Here is a 16,456-nt window from a genome sequence, read left to right as displayed (position 1 = left end):
TCTGAATTATTTGATTAAATTATAGAGATTACTAAAAGCAAGAAAAACGAGTAATATGAGTCCGAGTATAGCCCATAATCGCGTTAAGGGGCTGTTTCTGAGCGTGCCCATAATTTCTTTGTCGTTCGCGATCAGAAAGAGGATGATACCAATAAAGGGAACTAAAAAAATGGTGATGCTTTGCGCAAAAACAATAAGCTCCAAGGGAAGGTTTCCGAAGATAAGCGCGATGGCAGATCCAAAAATCATGACCAAAGAAATAAAGAGTTTCACTTTAGGGTGATTGAGATCGTTGCCGAAGCCAAAGGTGTCGCCCAGTAAGGATCCGCCTAATACGGCATTGCCGATCAAAGAGGAAAAGGAGGCACCGAAGAGACCGATAAAAAAGAGGTGTGAAGCATAGGTTCCCAAAAGCGGTTCCAGTGCACGGCCCATCTCAGCGGCAGAATTTAACTTGATCCCTTGGGGATGAAGCGTATTTGCCGCACAGACCATAACGGCTGCACTCATGATGCCAAGAATAATAATACCTATTCGGCTACCGATTATCTGTCGTTCAGTACGCTGTTTGTTGGCCGATAATTTTCTTCTTGATTGAACAAGATAACTTTGATAAAATGCGCCCACAATCGAAAAGCAAGAAGCCGTAAAAGCGATGATCAAACCTACTGATGAAGGTGGGATGCTGGGAATAAAACCTAAGAAAAAGTCCTGTGCGGGTGTCTTTATCATAATGGCTGTAGAAAGAAAAGCAAATAACATCAGGATGATAAGTCCAAGCATAAGCTTTTCCAATAGCGCGTAGAAAGATTTAAAGAACAACAGTAGGATACCGATGACATTAAAAACGATGATCCATATTTTGGGGTTTGTCCCCGTTGCTTCCGAAACGGAAATAGAGACACCTATCGCATTCCCCGATTGAAAACAGGTTGCAACGAGGAAGATTCCGAGGCCAATGATGATGGATGTTGTTTTACCAAATTTCTGGCGAATTAAAACAAGTAAAGATTCGTCTCTCGCGATACCGATACGTGCCGCCATATTGGTGAAAACCATCATAAAAAAGATGGCGACGACGACAACCCATAATAGAGAGAAGCCATAATCTGCACCCATTTTTGATGTGATGGTCATTTTGCTGGGCCCGAAAACCAGGGCGGCGGTAATGATGCCGGGCCCCAAGATGGATAGCCAACTTTTCAATAAAGAGGGTTTTGGCTCGAGGTTATTTTCCATGAGATTTATCGTAATGAGGTTAAATGCTGTTGGTTGATTTTAGGTGCAGAATTTCCAAAGTGTGTGCGGATATAATTGGTGATTTCAATGACCTCTTCATTTTTCAGGAATGAAAAAGATGGCATTGCACTTTCGTATTTGACGTTGTTTATTGTTTTGTCTTTCAGTCCATGGAGGATAACCTGTAATAGCGGTGCTGGGTCGCCTTTGACAAGAGATGAATTGGCTAATGGGGGAAAGGTATTTGTAAGTCCCTTTCCATCTGCTTTATGACAAGATGTGCAATAGGCTTCATATAATGCCTGACCACTTTTGGCAGGGGAGTTGGCCGTGTTGGCTGCAAGGGGTTTAATCATTGGTGCAGATGCTTTATCGGTAATACGGAGACGGTAGATAACATCGTCATCGGGTTTTGGAAATCCCTTTTGCGGATTCCAGTCACGGTTGCTCGAACAGAAATAAATGTCTCCATTGGGTAAGGTTAATACCGATCTTAGCCGGCCAAGTTGATCTTTGAATAGGATCTTCTCATCGACGATCTGTTGACCATCGGCGGATAATTTTAGGATACGTAAAGACTGATTTTTTAAAGTCGCGAGCAATAGACTATGTTGCCATTCAGGGATAACATTTGAACTGTAATACGCCATTCCGGATGGTGCAACGACTGGAGTCCACGATTTAATGGGCTCCTGTCTTGGGGAGTTTTTGGCAATAGCTTTTTCCTTTTCCGTGTCAATCATACCTTCGATCTGCGGCCAGCCATAATTTTTTAGGGGTTGGATCAGGTTGATTTCATCCTCGATGGCATCGCCATGTTCGGACGTGTAAATTAAGCCTTTTGCATCATGGGTAAGTCCCTGCATGTTCCGAAATCCCCATGCATAGACATAGCTGTTTGCAATTGGATTGTCTTTTGGGATGCTCCCGTCGAGATTGAGGCGTAAGATTTTGCCATTTAATGAGGTGCTGTCTTGCGCAAAGGTATCACTTGCTGCATCTCCTGTAGCCCAATATACTTTTTTGTCTGTCGAAACAATAACCCTCGAACCGTTGTGTCCGGTGTTTCCAGGAATCTGTAAAAGCAATTTTGGGTTTGACAACTTGCCTGCCGTATTATAATCGTAACGATATAAATTGGAGAAAATGAGACTGTCCTTTTTGCTTGTGTAAGAAAGGTAAAGATAGGCTTGCTGCTGTTCCGGCTGATAGAGCGCCATTCCCAAGAGTCCCAGGGTGCGCTGATGGTATACATCGGTCAGGCTGTCCACTAAAGTAACAGCTTTTGTTTTTGTATCCAGTCTTCGTATACTTCCTCCGATTTCAGAAAACAGAATGGCATCGTTGATCCGGTCATATTGTAAATCCCATGGCACATGGAGTTTTGTAGCTTCTTTTGTTAGCGATAGTATGCTGTGCTCCAGTTGGATGTTATTTATTGGCTTACGTTCTCTTTCCGTTTCGGAAGAACAGGAGGATAGTAGCGGGATCAGCGATACAAGCCAAATATAGGTTTGTTTTTTCATATAGGATCTACGGTTATTCCTTTGATTTATTTGGTTAGTCAAATGTAGTTGAATAAAAATAAATATACAAAAAATAATTAAAATTGTATACAAAAATACTTTATCAGTCTACAGTAAATACGATTTAGTTTATAATTACACAGCTAAAAGAGCGGTGTCGTGGAATTGTCACGAGCCTATTAGCCAGCCTATTTTTGTAAAAAAGTAAAAAAAATATTGAATTGTATACAAAAAATATATATTATTGTATTCGCTATGATAACGATGGAAATACAATTTAGACCATATTAGGGTCGAGCGTTATGTTTCCTGAAAAAACACCAATAAACTAAAGAGCTTATAAATCATTTATTTAACCACTTTAACCTGAGTATTCATGATACTAAAGCAGATTAAAATCCGGGATGTAGTAAACAGGAGTTGCCTTTTGTTGGGACTACCTTTTATTTCGATGGCTGCATTGGCAAATGCACCTTCTTCCCTTAACAATGGAAAGATTCCGATCTCGGAAGTTTTAAACCCTTCGTCGGGTTTAGCTAAATTTCAGCAGCAGCTTGTCGGGCAGGTGCTGGACGCCAAAGGGCAGCCACTGTCCGGTGTAGAAGTGCGTAACCTTAAAAATGCAACTGTTACCGTTACGGATCAAGAAGGTCGTTTTAAATTAACGGGTTCCGTTTCCGATCAGATTCAATTTCGGTTAATCGGTTTTAATACAAAAGTGGTGTCGGGGAAAGATGTGCAGGCTTTGGTGCTTGATGCGAGCGAAAATGCACTGGATGAAGTGGTTGTGGTGGGGTATGGTAAGCAGAAAAAAGGCAACTTGACTGGTGCTGTGGCCAGTGTTAATTTTGATCAATCGACCTCGAGTCGGGGCCTTTCCAATGCCTCGCAGGCATTGCAAGGTGTTATTCCTGGTTTGGCCGTAAGTCAAAACTCCGGAATGGCCGGAAATAATGCAGCGGATCTTTTGATTCGGGGATTGGGGACAGTCAACAGTGCTGGACCGCTGATCGTGGTTGATGGAATGCCCGATGTGAATATGAATCGTGTGAATGTGAATGATATTGAAAGTGTGACCGTACTAAAAGATGCTTCTTCCGCTGCAGTATACGGTTCCAGAGCGGCCAATGGGGTTGTATTGATCACGACAAAGTCTGGTAAAAGAAACAGTAGGACGGCTATTTCCTTTAGTGCCAACAAATCGCTGGTGAAACCTACCCGCTCTTTTGATTTTGTCAATAATTATGCAAAAGCAATGACGGCTACTCAAAGGGCACAGGCCTATAATACGGCCGCATCTGCATTCAATTTTAAGAATGGAACCATCGACGAATGGTTGGCTTTAAGTATGATCGACCCGAGATTGTATCCAAGTACCGATTGGTGGGATGTTATTCTCCGCAATGGTCAAAGTGGGAATTATAATGTTTCCATTAATGGAGGAACTGAAAATAATAATTACTATTTGTCTGTCGGTATGCTGGATGAGAAGGGGATACAGATCAATAATGATTTTAAACGTTATAATGCTGCATTTAACTTCGAAACCAAAGTAACCAACACCATCGGTGCTGGAGTGCGGTTCTCCGGAAACTGGTCCGATTACCGTTATAACTACGAAGACGGTATGACTGCAAACTCGACAAGTGGGATGGATCTGTTTACCTCACCAGCAGGTATATTGCCTTATGATCCTATTACCGGTTTTTATGGCGGTGCAATGTCTTACAATGAAAGTCCGCAGGCCAATAATATTTATGCAGATTACATGACGCGCAACCAAAACCACATGAATCAAAAGCAGGCTTTGGTGAATGGTTATTTAAACTGGAAGCCATTTAAAGGATTTGAGGCTAAAGTGGATTATGCCCTAAATTATGATACGCGTTTTCAATGGAAGGCAGATATGCCGACAAAATTATATAACATCCGGACGGGATTGTCTATCCGGGATCTTGTGCCGACAAATGATGGGATATATAATACAGACCGAAACAATTACAAAACCCAGTTGAACTTCAAATTGAGTTACGATCATAAGTTTGGCGCTAACCATGATTTCTCTGCTTTGGCCGTGTATTCAGAAGAATATTGGAACAATCGTGTTTTGGCAGGTAGTCGCTTAGATCGTTTGCATCCTAGTTTACATGAAATTGATGGCGCTTCTGAAGACGTGCAAAATGTGTCGGGATCATCATCGGCAGAAGGTTTGCGTTCTTATATTGGACGATTAAATTATACGGCCTTCGGAAAGTATATGTTTGAAGGGAACTTCCGGGTAGATGGTTCATCACGTTTCTTGCCGGGTGATCAATATGGCTTTTTTCCATCAGCGGCAGTGGGCTGGCGGATTTCAGACGAGGTATTTATGTCGGCATTCAAGGAAAAGATCAGGATGAGTTCGGCCAAATTTAGAGCTTCTTATGGTTCTTTGGGGAATAATAGTGGTGTCGGACTGTATGAGCAGAAGCAATCTTTGGTCTCTAGTCCTTATTATTTGATTGACAGTAGTACAGGAACAGGGTCTGTTGTCAAAGGGTTGATCAATAAGAAACTGATCAACTATGACCTTACCTGGGAAAAGACACGTGTGTTTAATTTGGGTTTGGATCTTGGATTCTTTAAAAATAAACTGACTGCGGAGCTGGATTATTACGAAAGAAAGACGATCGGTATGAACAGGCCTTCGGATGTATCCATGCATCTGACGGGTTTATTCACTGCCCCCCGACGTAATATTGGTGATATGATGAATAAAGGGCTGGAAGCAAATGTTACCTGGAATGACCGAAAGGGCGATGTGGGTTACATGCTGAACTTTAATGTTGGGTATAACAAGAACAAGCTGCTGTCCTGGAATGAGCAGTTGCAAAGAGGTTCGGTATTTATTGATATGCCTTATAATTTTATCTATGCTTTCGAATCGTTGGGCATTGCTCAATCTTGGCAGGATGTCTATAATGCTGTTCCTCAGGGCGCTTCTCCGGGAGATATTTTGTTGAAAGATGTCAATGGTGATGGCAAATTGGATGCGAATGACCGTGTGGCATATCCAGCTTATCAACTGGGTAGACCAAAGGTGAATTACGGATTCAGAGGTTCGGTGGACTATAAAGGTTTTGATTTTTCTTTCCTGTTGCAGGCTGCCACAGGACGAAAGGAATTTTGGATGAACAAAGCGAATTCGAACTTTTTAGGAACGGCAAATCAGGCTATTACTGAGGACCAGTGGAATAATATGTGGAGCCTGGACAATCGCGATGCTGATTATCCTAAGTTGCTTCCAAGTACATTAGGATCAACGAGTCCAAATGCGTATTTGAGCACATTTTGGCTGCAAAACATGTCTTATTTAAGGGTGAAAAATCTGCAGCTTGGCTATACTTTTAAGAAAGAATTACTGATGAAGCTGGGCATCCAGAAGTTACGTGTATTTGGTTCGGTCGATAATTTAGCGGTATTGACAAGTTTTAAAGGCTTAGATCCGGAGAAAAGTACCTATACTAATGATGCTTATCCGATGACGAAGAGTTTTGTGGTTGGACTGAATGTTGACTTATAATATATTAACTTATGAAATCGATATATAACATATTGTTTATTTCTTCTTTGCTGCTTCTTGGTTTGTCCGCATGTCGCAAAGATTTGTTGAATCAGAATCCAACAACAACGCCAAGCTCCGAAACGTTCTGGGTGGACGAAAATGACGCGCTTGCTGCGTTAATGGCGAACTATTCCATATTTAGGCCTTGTTTTGATCGCGACTATCATTTCGATGGACATGGAGATTTCCTTAAAATGTACAATACTGGTGCGGCGCCTATTTCATTAACGGTCAATAGTCCGATGAATTATGGCTCCGGTGCATCGGCAATGTATAGAGCATTGTATGGATCTATATTCAGTTCTAACTTTGTGATCGAAAATACCAATGCGCGTTTGTTGCCCGTAGCAAAAACTGATGCTGTAAAACAAACCCTGGAAACTATCGTGGCGGAGGCCAAGTTGTTGCGCGCCATTGCATACTTTAGATTGATTTCCCTGTGGGGTGATGTGCCTTATTTTTATAAATCGGCACCAGCTCCCGCAGAGGCTGATACGGTGCGGAGAATGCCTATTGCACAGCTGAAAGATTCTATTATGGCTGATTTGAACTATGCGGTGGACAAATTGCCCAACAAGGGGTCTGCAATTGGTCGTGCCGGTAAGCCTGCTGCATTGGCCTTTCGTGGTAAGTTTCAATTGTATTGGGGTGCGTGGAAGAAAAATGGATGGCCCGAATTGGATGCATTTGTACAATCTGCTACAGAGGCTAAAACGGCATATACTGCGGCCGCTGCGGATTTTAAACGTGTAATCAATGATTTTGGCATCAAAATGTTTAGAAATGGTGATCCAGGTCAATGGGGCGAATTGGGGAAGGCTGATGTGCTCCCAAATTATTACTACATGTTTATACCTTCTACCGGCAACTTGAGCCAAGATGAGGAAATGGTCATGGTGCTTACCCATGGCGGTGTGGGAACAAAACAAAGTGAGGAATATCAGCGGGTATGGACGGGGCCATTGGTGTCTTTAGGACAGAATCAGGCGATTCCGCGCTATGAATTGGCCGATCGTTACCAATCTACCATTACAGGAGATTTCTTGCCAAAGATGGCTCAGCTAGATCCGGTTAAAAATCCTGCAGCACGTACTACGGCAAATTCAGCGGTGAACCCTGAGTCGTACCGTAATCGAGATTATCGCATGAAAGCGACTTTGTTGTGGGATTACGAATTGATTATGAGTATGAGCCCTACGGAGACCACAGGTTATATTCCCTTTATCTACAAAACTTGGGGAGCTGCGGTGACGGTTAACGGTGTCTCCTACAAAACTTCCTTTACCGATAATACCACAAATCTCTCGGGATTGCAATCGCGTAAATTTGTGCGCAATTATGGTGGTGTGGCACGTAGTGATGGAAATTACAATTGGCCTTTGATGCGCATTGCTGACGTATACCTGATGTATGCTGAAGCAACCAATGAGATTGGTGGTCCACAGGCGGATGCAATTGATTTGGTTAATAAGGTTAGGCGTCGTGGTAACCTACCTGCGCTTGCTGGAGCTAAAACCTCGTCTCGTGATGCATTTTTCGATGCCATAGAGCAGGAAAGAATTGTTGAGTTGTTTGGCGAAGGGCAGCGCGCATTTGACTTGAGGAGATGGCGTAAACTGGAAACAGTGTTTGGCAAACCTTATGGTGATGGAAAATGGTTCCAGGATAGTTTTGGAAATAATTGGGAACGCTTTTTCTTCAATGAGTCTGAATTGACTTATCAAAAGTGTTATATCTATCAAATTCCGGAAACAGAACGTTCGCGGAATCCGAATTTAACACAAAATATACCTTGGAAATAATATGGTAACACTTGACTGTAATAAAATGAAATATACATTATTTTTAATCGGTATGCTGTTCGTTAGCTTGTCCGGTTGTAAGGATGATTATCCAATGGATGAGGATGGTTTGTTGATCACGACCAGGTCGGAATGTTATGTCAGTAGTTTTGAACTGTTGGGCGCCGATTTTCAGACGGTACGTACAAAAGCTGCGTTGGTGGATACCGTTGAGCAAACCATAAAAGTGGAGGTGCTCTTTGGTACGGATTTGAAAAATCTATACCCACAATTTTCATTGGTCACCGATGCGGTGTTAGATCCTAAGATTTTAGGAAAACAAGATTTTTCCAATTTGGATACGCCACGTGAATGGACTGTCGTGTCTGGAAATAGAAAGGTTCGTAAGACGTATAAAGTTTATTTGACAGTACAAAAATAAGTAAGCTGATGAAAACAAATTATTTAAAAATAGGGCTGTTGTCCATCGGATTTGGGCTCTTGTTGTTCGGTTCCTGTAAAGAAGAGGCTTATGAAATTCCAACAGCAAAAGATGGTTTGCAAAACGATATTATTAAGCGCTCTTTAGGGCCAAATGTGGTTGGGGCTACCATGGACTTTGCTTATGCTGCGGCGATTTTGCCGGATCAGGGGAAACTTACATCAATTTCTGTAGAAGCCAGTATTGCGGGTGATGAGGGTACTGTACTTGAAAACAAATCGTATTACACCAGTAGTACGGGGGCAGATGTGGGTGTTGTTGTTGGCGACCCTGCTACAGTAAATGGGAATAGCATGGAGGTGAAATTTACAAAAGATACCTCCGCTTCAACGCTGCGTTATAGCTACAAAATACCGGCAGCAGCAAAAGGTAAATCGGTCACTTTTACGTTCAGGGCGAGGTCCAGTAATGGGCAGGAAATTGCGTTGAAGACCGAAGCTTATGCGATTCGTAATATGGATATGGCTTTGGACTTGATCGGGAAAGACGGCGCGGCCTGCTTTTTTTCTGTGGCCGACCTAAAATGGTATACTGCTACCGAAGCGGCAGCAAACCCGGATAAGATTGATTTGGTCTATTTGTACCGGGCATTGCCAACGGTGACTTATGCACATTCTTTGGTTGCTCCCACGACGGATGCTGGCTATTTGCCGAGCTTCACCTTACCTGTAGGGTTGACAAATAAAACGAAAATTGTGAAGGCTTGGACGGTGCGCGACCAGCAACTGGCACGATTGCAATACAGTGTATTTGTGGACGATGTGGATTTGAAAGATAAATCGTTTGTTGATGCGCCAGATTTTGCGATTAATCTAAAAGCTGAATCCGGGATATGGGTACAAACGGCTGATGGCAAATACAATGCTTATGTATATGTAAATAGCGTCAATAATACCACGAAAGAAATGAAGATCAGTGTAAAAAGGCTGCAAGTAAAATAAGGATATGGGTTTAAGGATATGGCTAAAAGTTAAAGGTACTATGCTGGGGGTCGCTTTTATAGCGATCCTTGGAACCTCCTATGGACAACAGGCAAAGGTTACTTCGATAAAGGGAAATGGACAGCGCCTACGGGTGCAGGTGGAAGTTCCGACGGCCGGTGTCTATACCTTGGTTTCTGAAGGTGAGGTTACCGATTTGGATAAAATTAAGGCCGCAGATAAAACAGGTATGATGACGCTGTATGCGATGATTGATGTTCGCGCTGCACGATCGACCAAACGGATCGTATTTGACAGCTTTAAAGGTGCGAAGCAAGATCTTGGTAAATTTTATTTTGAGAAAGGGAAGCAGACGGTCGGCATGCAATTGCCCGCTTATTTTAAGGTTAAAGCTGTTTCGATCAATGCCTTTGTGCCTCCGGTTGCGCCAGCTGCAGCAGAAAATTATAAACCAAAGATTGTTCCGCCTGCAGGTCACCCGAGACTTTGGGTTAACAAAGAATCTTTGCCGGTCGTTAAGGGGCGGTTGGAAGAAGCGGAGCATCTCGAAGCTTGGGGGAAAGTGAAAACACTTGCGCAACAACCTGTTCAATTTGTTTTTGATCCGAATAAGGAAATGTTTTACGATGAAAAGATCGAGCGTGCTATTGAATCAAAAGCGTTTTATTACCTCATGTCCGGTGACGAAAAAATAGGCAGGGAGGCGGTCAGGCTAGCCGATCAATACTTAACGATGTTGGAGTTCGGAAATGTTTCCTATGGTGATATTACACGCGAGCTGGGACGTGCAATTTACACGGGTGCACTGGTGTATGACTGGTGCTACGCATTATTGGATGTGCACCTTAAGACCAGTCTGCATAAAAATATGATGCGTCTGGCGCAAGATATGGAAATTGGCTGGCCTCCCTTTTTTGGTATCGAAAGTATTATCAATGGGCATGGGAATGAGGCGCAGGTGTCGCGCGATCTGCTGGCAATGAGTATTGCTTTATATGACGAGGATCCGGTACCTTACAAGTATACTTCGTATTCTATTTTGGAAGAGTTGGTGCCCATGCGCAAGTTTGAGTATCAGTCTCCGCGCCATAATCAAGGTGTTGATTACGGTGGCTATCGTTTTGGGTGGGAAATGCATGGAGCCTGGTTGTATTATCGCATGCTCGGTTATCCGGTTTTTGACGATAATATCAAGAATATGCCCTATTATTGGCTGTATATGCGCACGCCTGATGGAAAAATGTTACGCGACGGCGATATGTTCAATGTAAAGTACAACAGCAGTGCTGATTTTTATTGGAAAAATCCACAGACCATGCTGCTTTGTTATGCCTATTCAGGGAATCCGGTAATTAAGGCTGAGTTTGTCAAACAGGGCGGTTTGCCCGACAATCCAATCTTGTTTCTCCTCTTGGATGATCCAAAATTGAAGCCTGATTTTGATCGCGAGAAAATGCCGTTGACGAAAGATTTTGGACCTATTTTAGGGTCTATGGTTGCCCGGACAGGCTGGAGCGAAGAGAACGGAAGTTCCGATGTGGTTGCAGAAATTAAAGGTGGCGGTTATCATTTTGGCAATCATCAGCATGCCGATGCAGGTGCACTGCAGATTTATCATCATGGTATTCAGGTTGGTGATCTTGGTTTGTATCTTTCGTATGGTTCCCCTTATGATTTTAACTTTAATAAGCGTTCGGTTGCACACAGCATGCTGTTGGTGCGTGATCCTGCGGAACCGCTTTTATTCAGGACCAAAACAAATGATGGTGGGACTCGGTTTAGTCAGCGTTTTCCGCGCACGGTTGACGAGGTGTTACATGATTCCTGGTACCATACGGGAGAGATCAGGGCATCCGCATTTGGTAACGATCCCATTCAGCCGAGCTATAGCTATTTCAATATGGATCTAACGGCGGCATATACGGCTAAAGTAAAATCCTATGCAAAAAGTTTCCTGTTTTTGAATTTGAAGAGAAAGGATGTGCCTGCTGTCATTGTCTTATTGGATGAGCTTAAGACCAATGATAAGAAATTCGAACCCTATTGGCAGATCAATACGCTTGAAAAGCCGGTACGAAGTGAAACAGGTTTTGTGTTAACTAGTAAATTTAAAAACGCAGCCGGTTCTACTTATGTTGATTTGCTGAAGCCACAGTTAAAAGCGTGTGCAGTGAAATTGTATTCGGGTGATTCGACTGCTTTTGTTTTTGGTGATTTTTATCAGGTCAAGTCTCCTTGGCCGGAGGCTAGGGGAACACGGATTATGGTTTCACCCAAGCAGGAAAGTGATCAGGCCAGTTACGCTTCGGTTTTTCAGATGACAGAGAGTGGCTCTTCAAAATTACCGGTGTATTCGGAGGAAAAAGCGAATTATTACCTCATAAGAGTGGCTGATCGTCTACTGGTGGTGGCCAAACCAAATCAATATCTTGATGAGTCCATTGAATTTGTGGTGCCGGGAGATCAACAGTATGAAGTGGTTGTGGTCGGTTTGAAAGATGGCTTCTGGAATATGAAAAGTTCATTAAAAAATAGTAGCTTTAATATAAATGTCCTGAAAGGAAATCATACCACCAGTTGGAAATCTAAAGCCGAAACTATTTATTTGTCGCCGGGAAGGCCGTATGAAGCCCAAGAGGGAAAGATTAATTAAAGAATACATTGTTTAAATTTTTTTAATGATTTTGTATTCTTATTTTTGCATAAAATTGTATACAATATGAAAGAGGATTCGCTTGCCTATAAAGTTTATTTAGAAGTACGTAAGAAAATTTTGTCCAGCCAGCTGACTGGCGGGGCAAGATTGGTGGAAAGTGCTTGGGCGGATAAGATGGCGGTGAGTAGAGTGGCTGTTCGTGAGGCTTTTATGCGTTTAGCAGGGGAGAGTCTGGTTGAGTTTGGTGAAAAAGGTGGCTGTTTTGTGAAGAAAATGACGGTCGAAGATGTGAAGGATATTCGTGAGCTGCGTGAGCTGTTGGAGATAGGTGCATTAAAGATTCTGTTTTCAAAGAAAAGTAAAGAGCTTATCGAAGATTTGGAACTGATCTGCAACGATTTTTCTGACATGGTCAGTAAAGGTTATTATGGGGGGGCTTGCGAGGCGGATGTTCGTTTTCATGAGCGGATTATTGAGGGAACTTGCAATTCAAGGTTGATTGCTATTTACAAGAATAGTAACATTCCCTTATTCCATATGAAGCTTGGGGCTATTATGGGGCAGATGGAAGATTACCTGGATACGGAGAAGGAGCATCGGGCTATTGTTGATGCGCTGAAAGCGGATGACTGGAATAAGGCTTATACCACGCTGGTTCATCATCTGGATCGGGGCGAGCAAGAAGCCTTGGAACTGGTTTAATATTTTTTTGGATTTTTATAATGGGTCTATTATTTACAATAGACCCTTTTTTGTGCTGTCCCACTGCAACAATTGCCCTTTTTCAGCTTCTGTAATCATAAGTCCCTGAATGCCGTTTGGGTCTAAAGCACAATTTGTTGGATTCTTCCCCGGCGTGGGTATTTTCTCGGTCGTTTTGTTTTTGGTATCAATGGATAGGATATGTTGCGATCCATAAATCGCTGCAAAAAGATAATTGTCCTGTGTGAGCGCTATGCCGTCCGGGCCGATACTGCCGCCTGTTTCTATGAATTTTTCGATGTTTTCTACCTGTTGTGTCAAGCTGTTCCAGTGCATTTTCCAGAGCCATTTTGTGCCTGTTTCAGCGACAAAAAGCGTACGGTTGTCTGCTGCAAAGGCCAATCCGTTTGGGTAAAAAAGGCCTGTGTGTATCTTCGTAAGCGCACCATGTTTATGTAGACAGCAGATGTAGCCTGTGCCATCTTCGAGGTCACTTCCCGGACAGGAGAATAGTAGGTTCCCTTCGGTATCAAAACATAAGTCGTTGGGCATTTTTAATGGCTTTCCTGCGATTTCCGTGACTATTGTCGTCATGGTTTTGTCGAAGGGATCATAGCAACGGATGCTGTTTTGTTGTGAGTCGCAAAACCATATTATCCCGTTTTTATCGATTGCAATTCCGTTGGGATGTCCATTCACAGCTATTCTGCTATACTGATTGTCTTTGTAATAGATCAAGTTTCCTGCTTCTTTCTCCACAAGCCATATACCACCCTCCCGGTCGAAAGCGGGGCCTTCTGGAAAAAGAAGTCCTTCAATGAGAATATTCATTTTTAAAAATTTTAAAATTTATTTTAAATGTATACAAAAATATTGTAATTTGGTATACATAAAATAAGGTGTATTTAAATACAAATTATTGATGACTGCAACATGTGCGGCGGTGATCGTCCAATTATAATAATAACAAATAGCAAAACTTTTAATAGGCATGCAAGAAAATGAAAAATCAGCCGCGATACTGCGGGAGAATGCAAGATGGATACCTGGTGGAGTGGTATCGTTAAATCGGAAGTCAGATCCGAATATCTGCTTTGTCAAAGGGAATGGTAGTTTGGTCGAAGATATTGACGGGAACAGCTACATCGATTATCAGGCTGGATTTGCAGCATCCTTTCTGGGGCATAATGATCCTGATGTGAACGCCGCAGTGTTACAGACATTGCAGGAGCAGCAGGTATTGATGGGGGCTGGGCCAACGTTACTGGAAGGTGAGTTTGCGGAGCTTTTTTGTCAGTCTGTTCCTTCGGTGGAGAGTGTTCAGATTACAACTACAGGATCGGAAGCGACTTACCATGCGATTCGTATTGCCCGTGCAGTAACAGGGCGTGATCATGTGATTGTTATGCAAGGGGGCTACAATGGCTGGCATAACGATGTGGCCTGCAATGTGATCAGTCAACGTGCAGATGTTGGCTCATATCAAAGTCCGGGGGAATATCCATTCGATTCATTAAGTGCTGGCGTTCCCAAAAATCACAGCGATTTAGTACACATTGTCAACTACAACGATTTGGAAAGTGTGCTGTATGTGGTTCAAAAATATGATGTTGCCTGTATTCTGTTGGAGCCTATTCTTCAGAATATCGGGATTGTGAAGCCAAAGGAGGGTTATTTGGAAGGCTTACGCAACATGGCCGACGCGCATGGATTTCTGTTGATCTTTGATGAAGTGAAAACCGGATTCAGACATGCGCTGGGTGGCTATCAGTCCATCTGTGGTATTCAGCCGGATCTTTCAACCTTCGGAAAGGCGGTTGCAAACGGCTACCCATTGGGGGTTATTGCAGGGAAGAAAAAATATATGGATTACTTTGTGGATCCTGATAAGTCGAAGCGCGTTATGATTGCCGGTACCTTTAATGCTTTTCCGCTAACGACGGCGGCGGCGATTGCGACTTTGAAAAAATTAGGAAGCGCTGAGCACCGCGTTTATGAGCACGTAGAAGCACTTGGTGCGCGCTTGGAACAGGGATATAAGGAAATATTTCCTAAATTAGGCGTACCGTTTTATGTCGCACGTCAAGGATCTGCCTTCTGTACATATTTTATGGACCATGCGCCAGTCAATTTTCATGATATTTTGGATAACCACAACTTTGAACTGGATACCCAATATCGTAAAAAGCTTATTAAGGAAGGGATTTTCAATTTCCCGGCACCAATTAAACAAGGCAGTATCTCCTTTGCGCATACGGAGGATGATATTGATCGGACTTTAGAAGCAACTGAACGCGTAATAAAAAGTTTGTAAACCCTAACTATGAAAATAACCGCTATTGAAACCTTTGTGTGCCATGCGCGCATGCGAAATTGGATTTTTGTCAAAATTATTACCGATCAGCCCGGACTTTGGGGCTGGGGCGAAGCCACCTTGGAATGGCATACGCAAAGTGTGGTGGGAGCAATCAAAGATATTTCTCAATTGTTGATCGGTGAAGATCCGCGTCGTATTGAATACCTGTGGCAGATGATGTATAGACAACACTTCTGGCATGGAAACGGGATCGTTCGTGGTACGGCCATCAGTGGTATCGACATCGCCTTATGGGATATCCTAGGTAAAATTCACAATGTCCCTTGTCACGAGTTGTGGGGAGGCCGTGTGCGTGATTATATCCGTTTGTATTGTCATTTAGGTGGAGGTCGCATGGAGGATTTTTATGAGACTGCTCCGGATGATGCCAAGCGGTTTGGTGATCTTGCGCTGAAAGCTGTTGATGAGGGTTTTACCGCTTTTAAATCGATGGCTGTCCCAGAGACCATGTCGTTGGAAGGTCTCCGTCCAATTAAATATGCTGAAGCTTGCGTGAAGGCCATGCGTGACGCTGTTGGCGACGATATTGATATTATGGTGGATTGCCATGCTCGGCCAAGCCCACGTATGGGGATGCAATTTGCGAAAGCATTGGAGCCTTATGGCCTGTATTTCTTTGAAGAGCCATGTTGGCCAGAAACCATGGAAGATATTGCCTTGATTCAACGGGCAGTGACGACACCTATTGCTTCAGGCGAACGTTTGATCGGAGTGCATGCATTTCGGGATATGCTCGAGAAGCGGGCAGTGAGTGTGATCCAACCTGATATTACCCATTGTGGCGGTCTCTCTGAAGCGCGTAAGATCGCAGCTTTGGCTGATGCTTACCGTGTATCTATGGCGCCACATAACCCTCAGGGACCTGTGAGTACGGCCGCCTCCATTGAGCTGGGATTTGCAACACCATCCTATATTATTTGCGAAAGTGTGCATAAGGACGTTGAATGGCGCCAGGACGTGGTTACCGAAGGGTTTACAGTTCAAGAGAAAGGGCGGATTGTTCTGCCGAATAAGCGCGCCGGTTTGGGTATTGAAATCAATGAAGAAGAGGTAAAGAAGCATCCTTTTCAACAGGAAATATTGCAGCGAACCTTCTATAAAGACGGTAGTGTAGGGGATTGGTAGTCT

At 43.2% G+C, this 16,456-nt stretch carries 11 protein-coding genes; 8 read left to right on the top strand and 3 right to left on the bottom strand.

Features of this window, described 5'->3' with window-relative positions:
* Positions 1 to 6: 6 nt before the first annotated feature.
* Both B2107_RS09560 and B2107_RS09555 read right to left on the bottom strand, forming a co-directional pair.
* Entirely contained in the window at positions 7 to 1,239 is a 1,233-nt protein-coding gene (locus tag B2107_RS09560) for an Nramp family divalent metal transporter (RefSeq protein WP_293955364.1), read from the bottom strand.
* A gap of 5 nt (positions 1,240 to 1,244) precedes the next feature.
* The gene (locus tag B2107_RS09555) at positions 1,245 to 2,765 is read right to left on the bottom strand and encodes a PQQ-dependent sugar dehydrogenase (protein WP_293955362.1); all 1,521 of its coding nucleotides are present in this window, start codon (positions 2,763 to 2,765) and stop codon (positions 1,245 to 1,247) included.
* Positions 2,766 to 3,141: 376 nt separating this feature from the next.
* On the opposite strand from B2107_RS09555, the gene B2107_RS09550 reads away from it, so the two are divergent.
* The 6 genes from B2107_RS09550 (at position 3,142) to B2107_RS09525 (ending at position 12,951) form a co-directional block, all read left to right on the top strand.
* Positions 3,142 to 6,327, top strand: a complete 3,186-nt coding sequence (locus B2107_RS09550) for a SusC/RagA family TonB-linked outer membrane protein (protein WP_293955360.1) — start codon at positions 3,142 to 3,144, stop codon at positions 6,325 to 6,327.
* A gap of 11 nt (positions 6,328 to 6,338) precedes the next feature.
* Positions 6,339 to 8,171, top strand: coding sequence for a RagB/SusD family nutrient uptake outer membrane protein (locus B2107_RS09545; protein ID WP_293955358.1), 1,833 nt, complete (start codon positions 6,339 to 6,341; stop codon positions 8,169 to 8,171).
* Positions 8,172 to 8,196: 25 nt separating this feature from the next.
* On the top strand, positions 8,197 to 8,592 hold the full coding sequence (locus B2107_RS09540) for a hypothetical protein (RefSeq protein WP_046676362.1): 396 nt from the start codon (positions 8,197 to 8,199) through the stop codon (positions 8,590 to 8,592).
* 8 nt (positions 8,593 to 8,600) lie between these two features.
* Positions 8,601 to 9,593, top strand: a complete 993-nt coding sequence (locus tag B2107_RS09535) for a DUF4466 family protein (RefSeq protein ID WP_293955354.1) — start codon at positions 8,601 to 8,603, stop codon at positions 9,591 to 9,593.
* A gap of 4 nt (positions 9,594 to 9,597) precedes the next feature.
* On the top strand, positions 9,598 to 12,246 hold the full coding sequence (locus B2107_RS09530) for a hypothetical protein (RefSeq protein WP_293955352.1): 2,649 nt from the start codon (positions 9,598 to 9,600) through the stop codon (positions 12,244 to 12,246).
* Between the two features lie 66 nt (positions 12,247 to 12,312).
* Entirely contained in the window at positions 12,313 to 12,951 is a 639-nt protein-coding gene (locus tag B2107_RS09525; RefSeq protein ID WP_293955350.1) for a GntR family transcriptional regulator, read from the top strand.
* A gap of 33 nt (positions 12,952 to 12,984) precedes the next feature.
* Here B2107_RS09525 and B2107_RS09520 read toward each other — a convergent pair whose 3' ends face one another.
* On the bottom strand, positions 12,985 to 13,782 hold the full coding sequence (locus B2107_RS09520) for an SMP-30/gluconolactonase/LRE family protein (protein WP_293955348.1): 798 nt from the start codon (positions 13,780 to 13,782) through the stop codon (positions 12,985 to 12,987).
* 160 nt (positions 13,783 to 13,942) lie between these two features.
* Here B2107_RS09520 and B2107_RS09515 point away from each other — a divergent pair, with 160 nt between their 5' ends.
* Complete coding sequence (locus tag B2107_RS09515) at positions 13,943 to 15,265, top strand: aspartate aminotransferase family protein (protein ID WP_046675766.1); 1,323 nt, start codon at positions 13,943 to 13,945, stop codon at positions 15,263 to 15,265.
* Between the two features lie 9 nt (positions 15,266 to 15,274).
* On the top strand, positions 15,275 to 16,453 hold the full coding sequence (dgoD, locus tag B2107_RS09510; protein WP_075991901.1) for a galactonate dehydratase: 1,179 nt from the start codon (positions 15,275 to 15,277) through the stop codon (positions 16,451 to 16,453).
* Positions 16,454 to 16,456: the final 3 nt, after the last annotated feature.

This window comes from Sphingobacterium sp. UBA7855 (assembly GCA_002500745.1).
Classification (GTDB): Bacteria; Bacteroidota; Bacteroidia; order Sphingobacteriales; family Sphingobacteriaceae; genus Sphingobacterium.
This window is presented reverse-complemented; position numbering and strand designations above follow the sequence as displayed.

Coding starts and splice junctions, on each gene's coding strand:
- B2107_RS09560 (WP_293955364.1), bottom strand. CDS start 1,239: ATGGAAAATAACCTCGAGCCAAAACCCTCTTTATTGAAAAGTTGGCTA.
- B2107_RS09555 (WP_293955362.1), bottom strand. CDS start 2,765: ATGAAAAAACAAACCTATATTTGGCTTGTATCGCTGATCCCGCTACTA.
- B2107_RS09550 (WP_293955360.1), top strand. CDS start 3,142: ATGATACTAAAGCAGATTAAAATCCGGGATGTAGTAAACAGGAGTTGC.
- B2107_RS09545 (WP_293955358.1), top strand. CDS start 6,339: ATGAAATCGATATATAACATATTGTTTATTTCTTCTTTGCTGCTTCTT.
- B2107_RS09540 (WP_046676362.1), top strand. CDS start 8,197: ATGAAATATACATTATTTTTAATCGGTATGCTGTTCGTTAGCTTGTCC.
- B2107_RS09535 (WP_293955354.1), top strand. CDS start 8,601: ATGAAAACAAATTATTTAAAAATAGGGCTGTTGTCCATCGGATTTGGG.
- B2107_RS09530 (WP_293955352.1), top strand. CDS start 9,598: ATGGGTTTAAGGATATGGCTAAAAGTTAAAGGTACTATGCTGGGGGTC.
- B2107_RS09525 (WP_293955350.1), top strand. CDS start 12,313: ATGAAAGAGGATTCGCTTGCCTATAAAGTTTATTTAGAAGTACGTAAG.
- B2107_RS09520 (WP_293955348.1), bottom strand. CDS start 13,782: ATGAATATTCTCATTGAAGGACTTCTTTTTCCAGAAGGCCCCGCTTTC.
- B2107_RS09515 (WP_046675766.1), top strand. CDS start 13,943: ATGCAAGAAAATGAAAAATCAGCCGCGATACTGCGGGAGAATGCAAGA.
- dgoD (WP_075991901.1), top strand. CDS start 15,275: ATGAAAATAACCGCTATTGAAACCTTTGTGTGCCATGCGCGCATGCGA.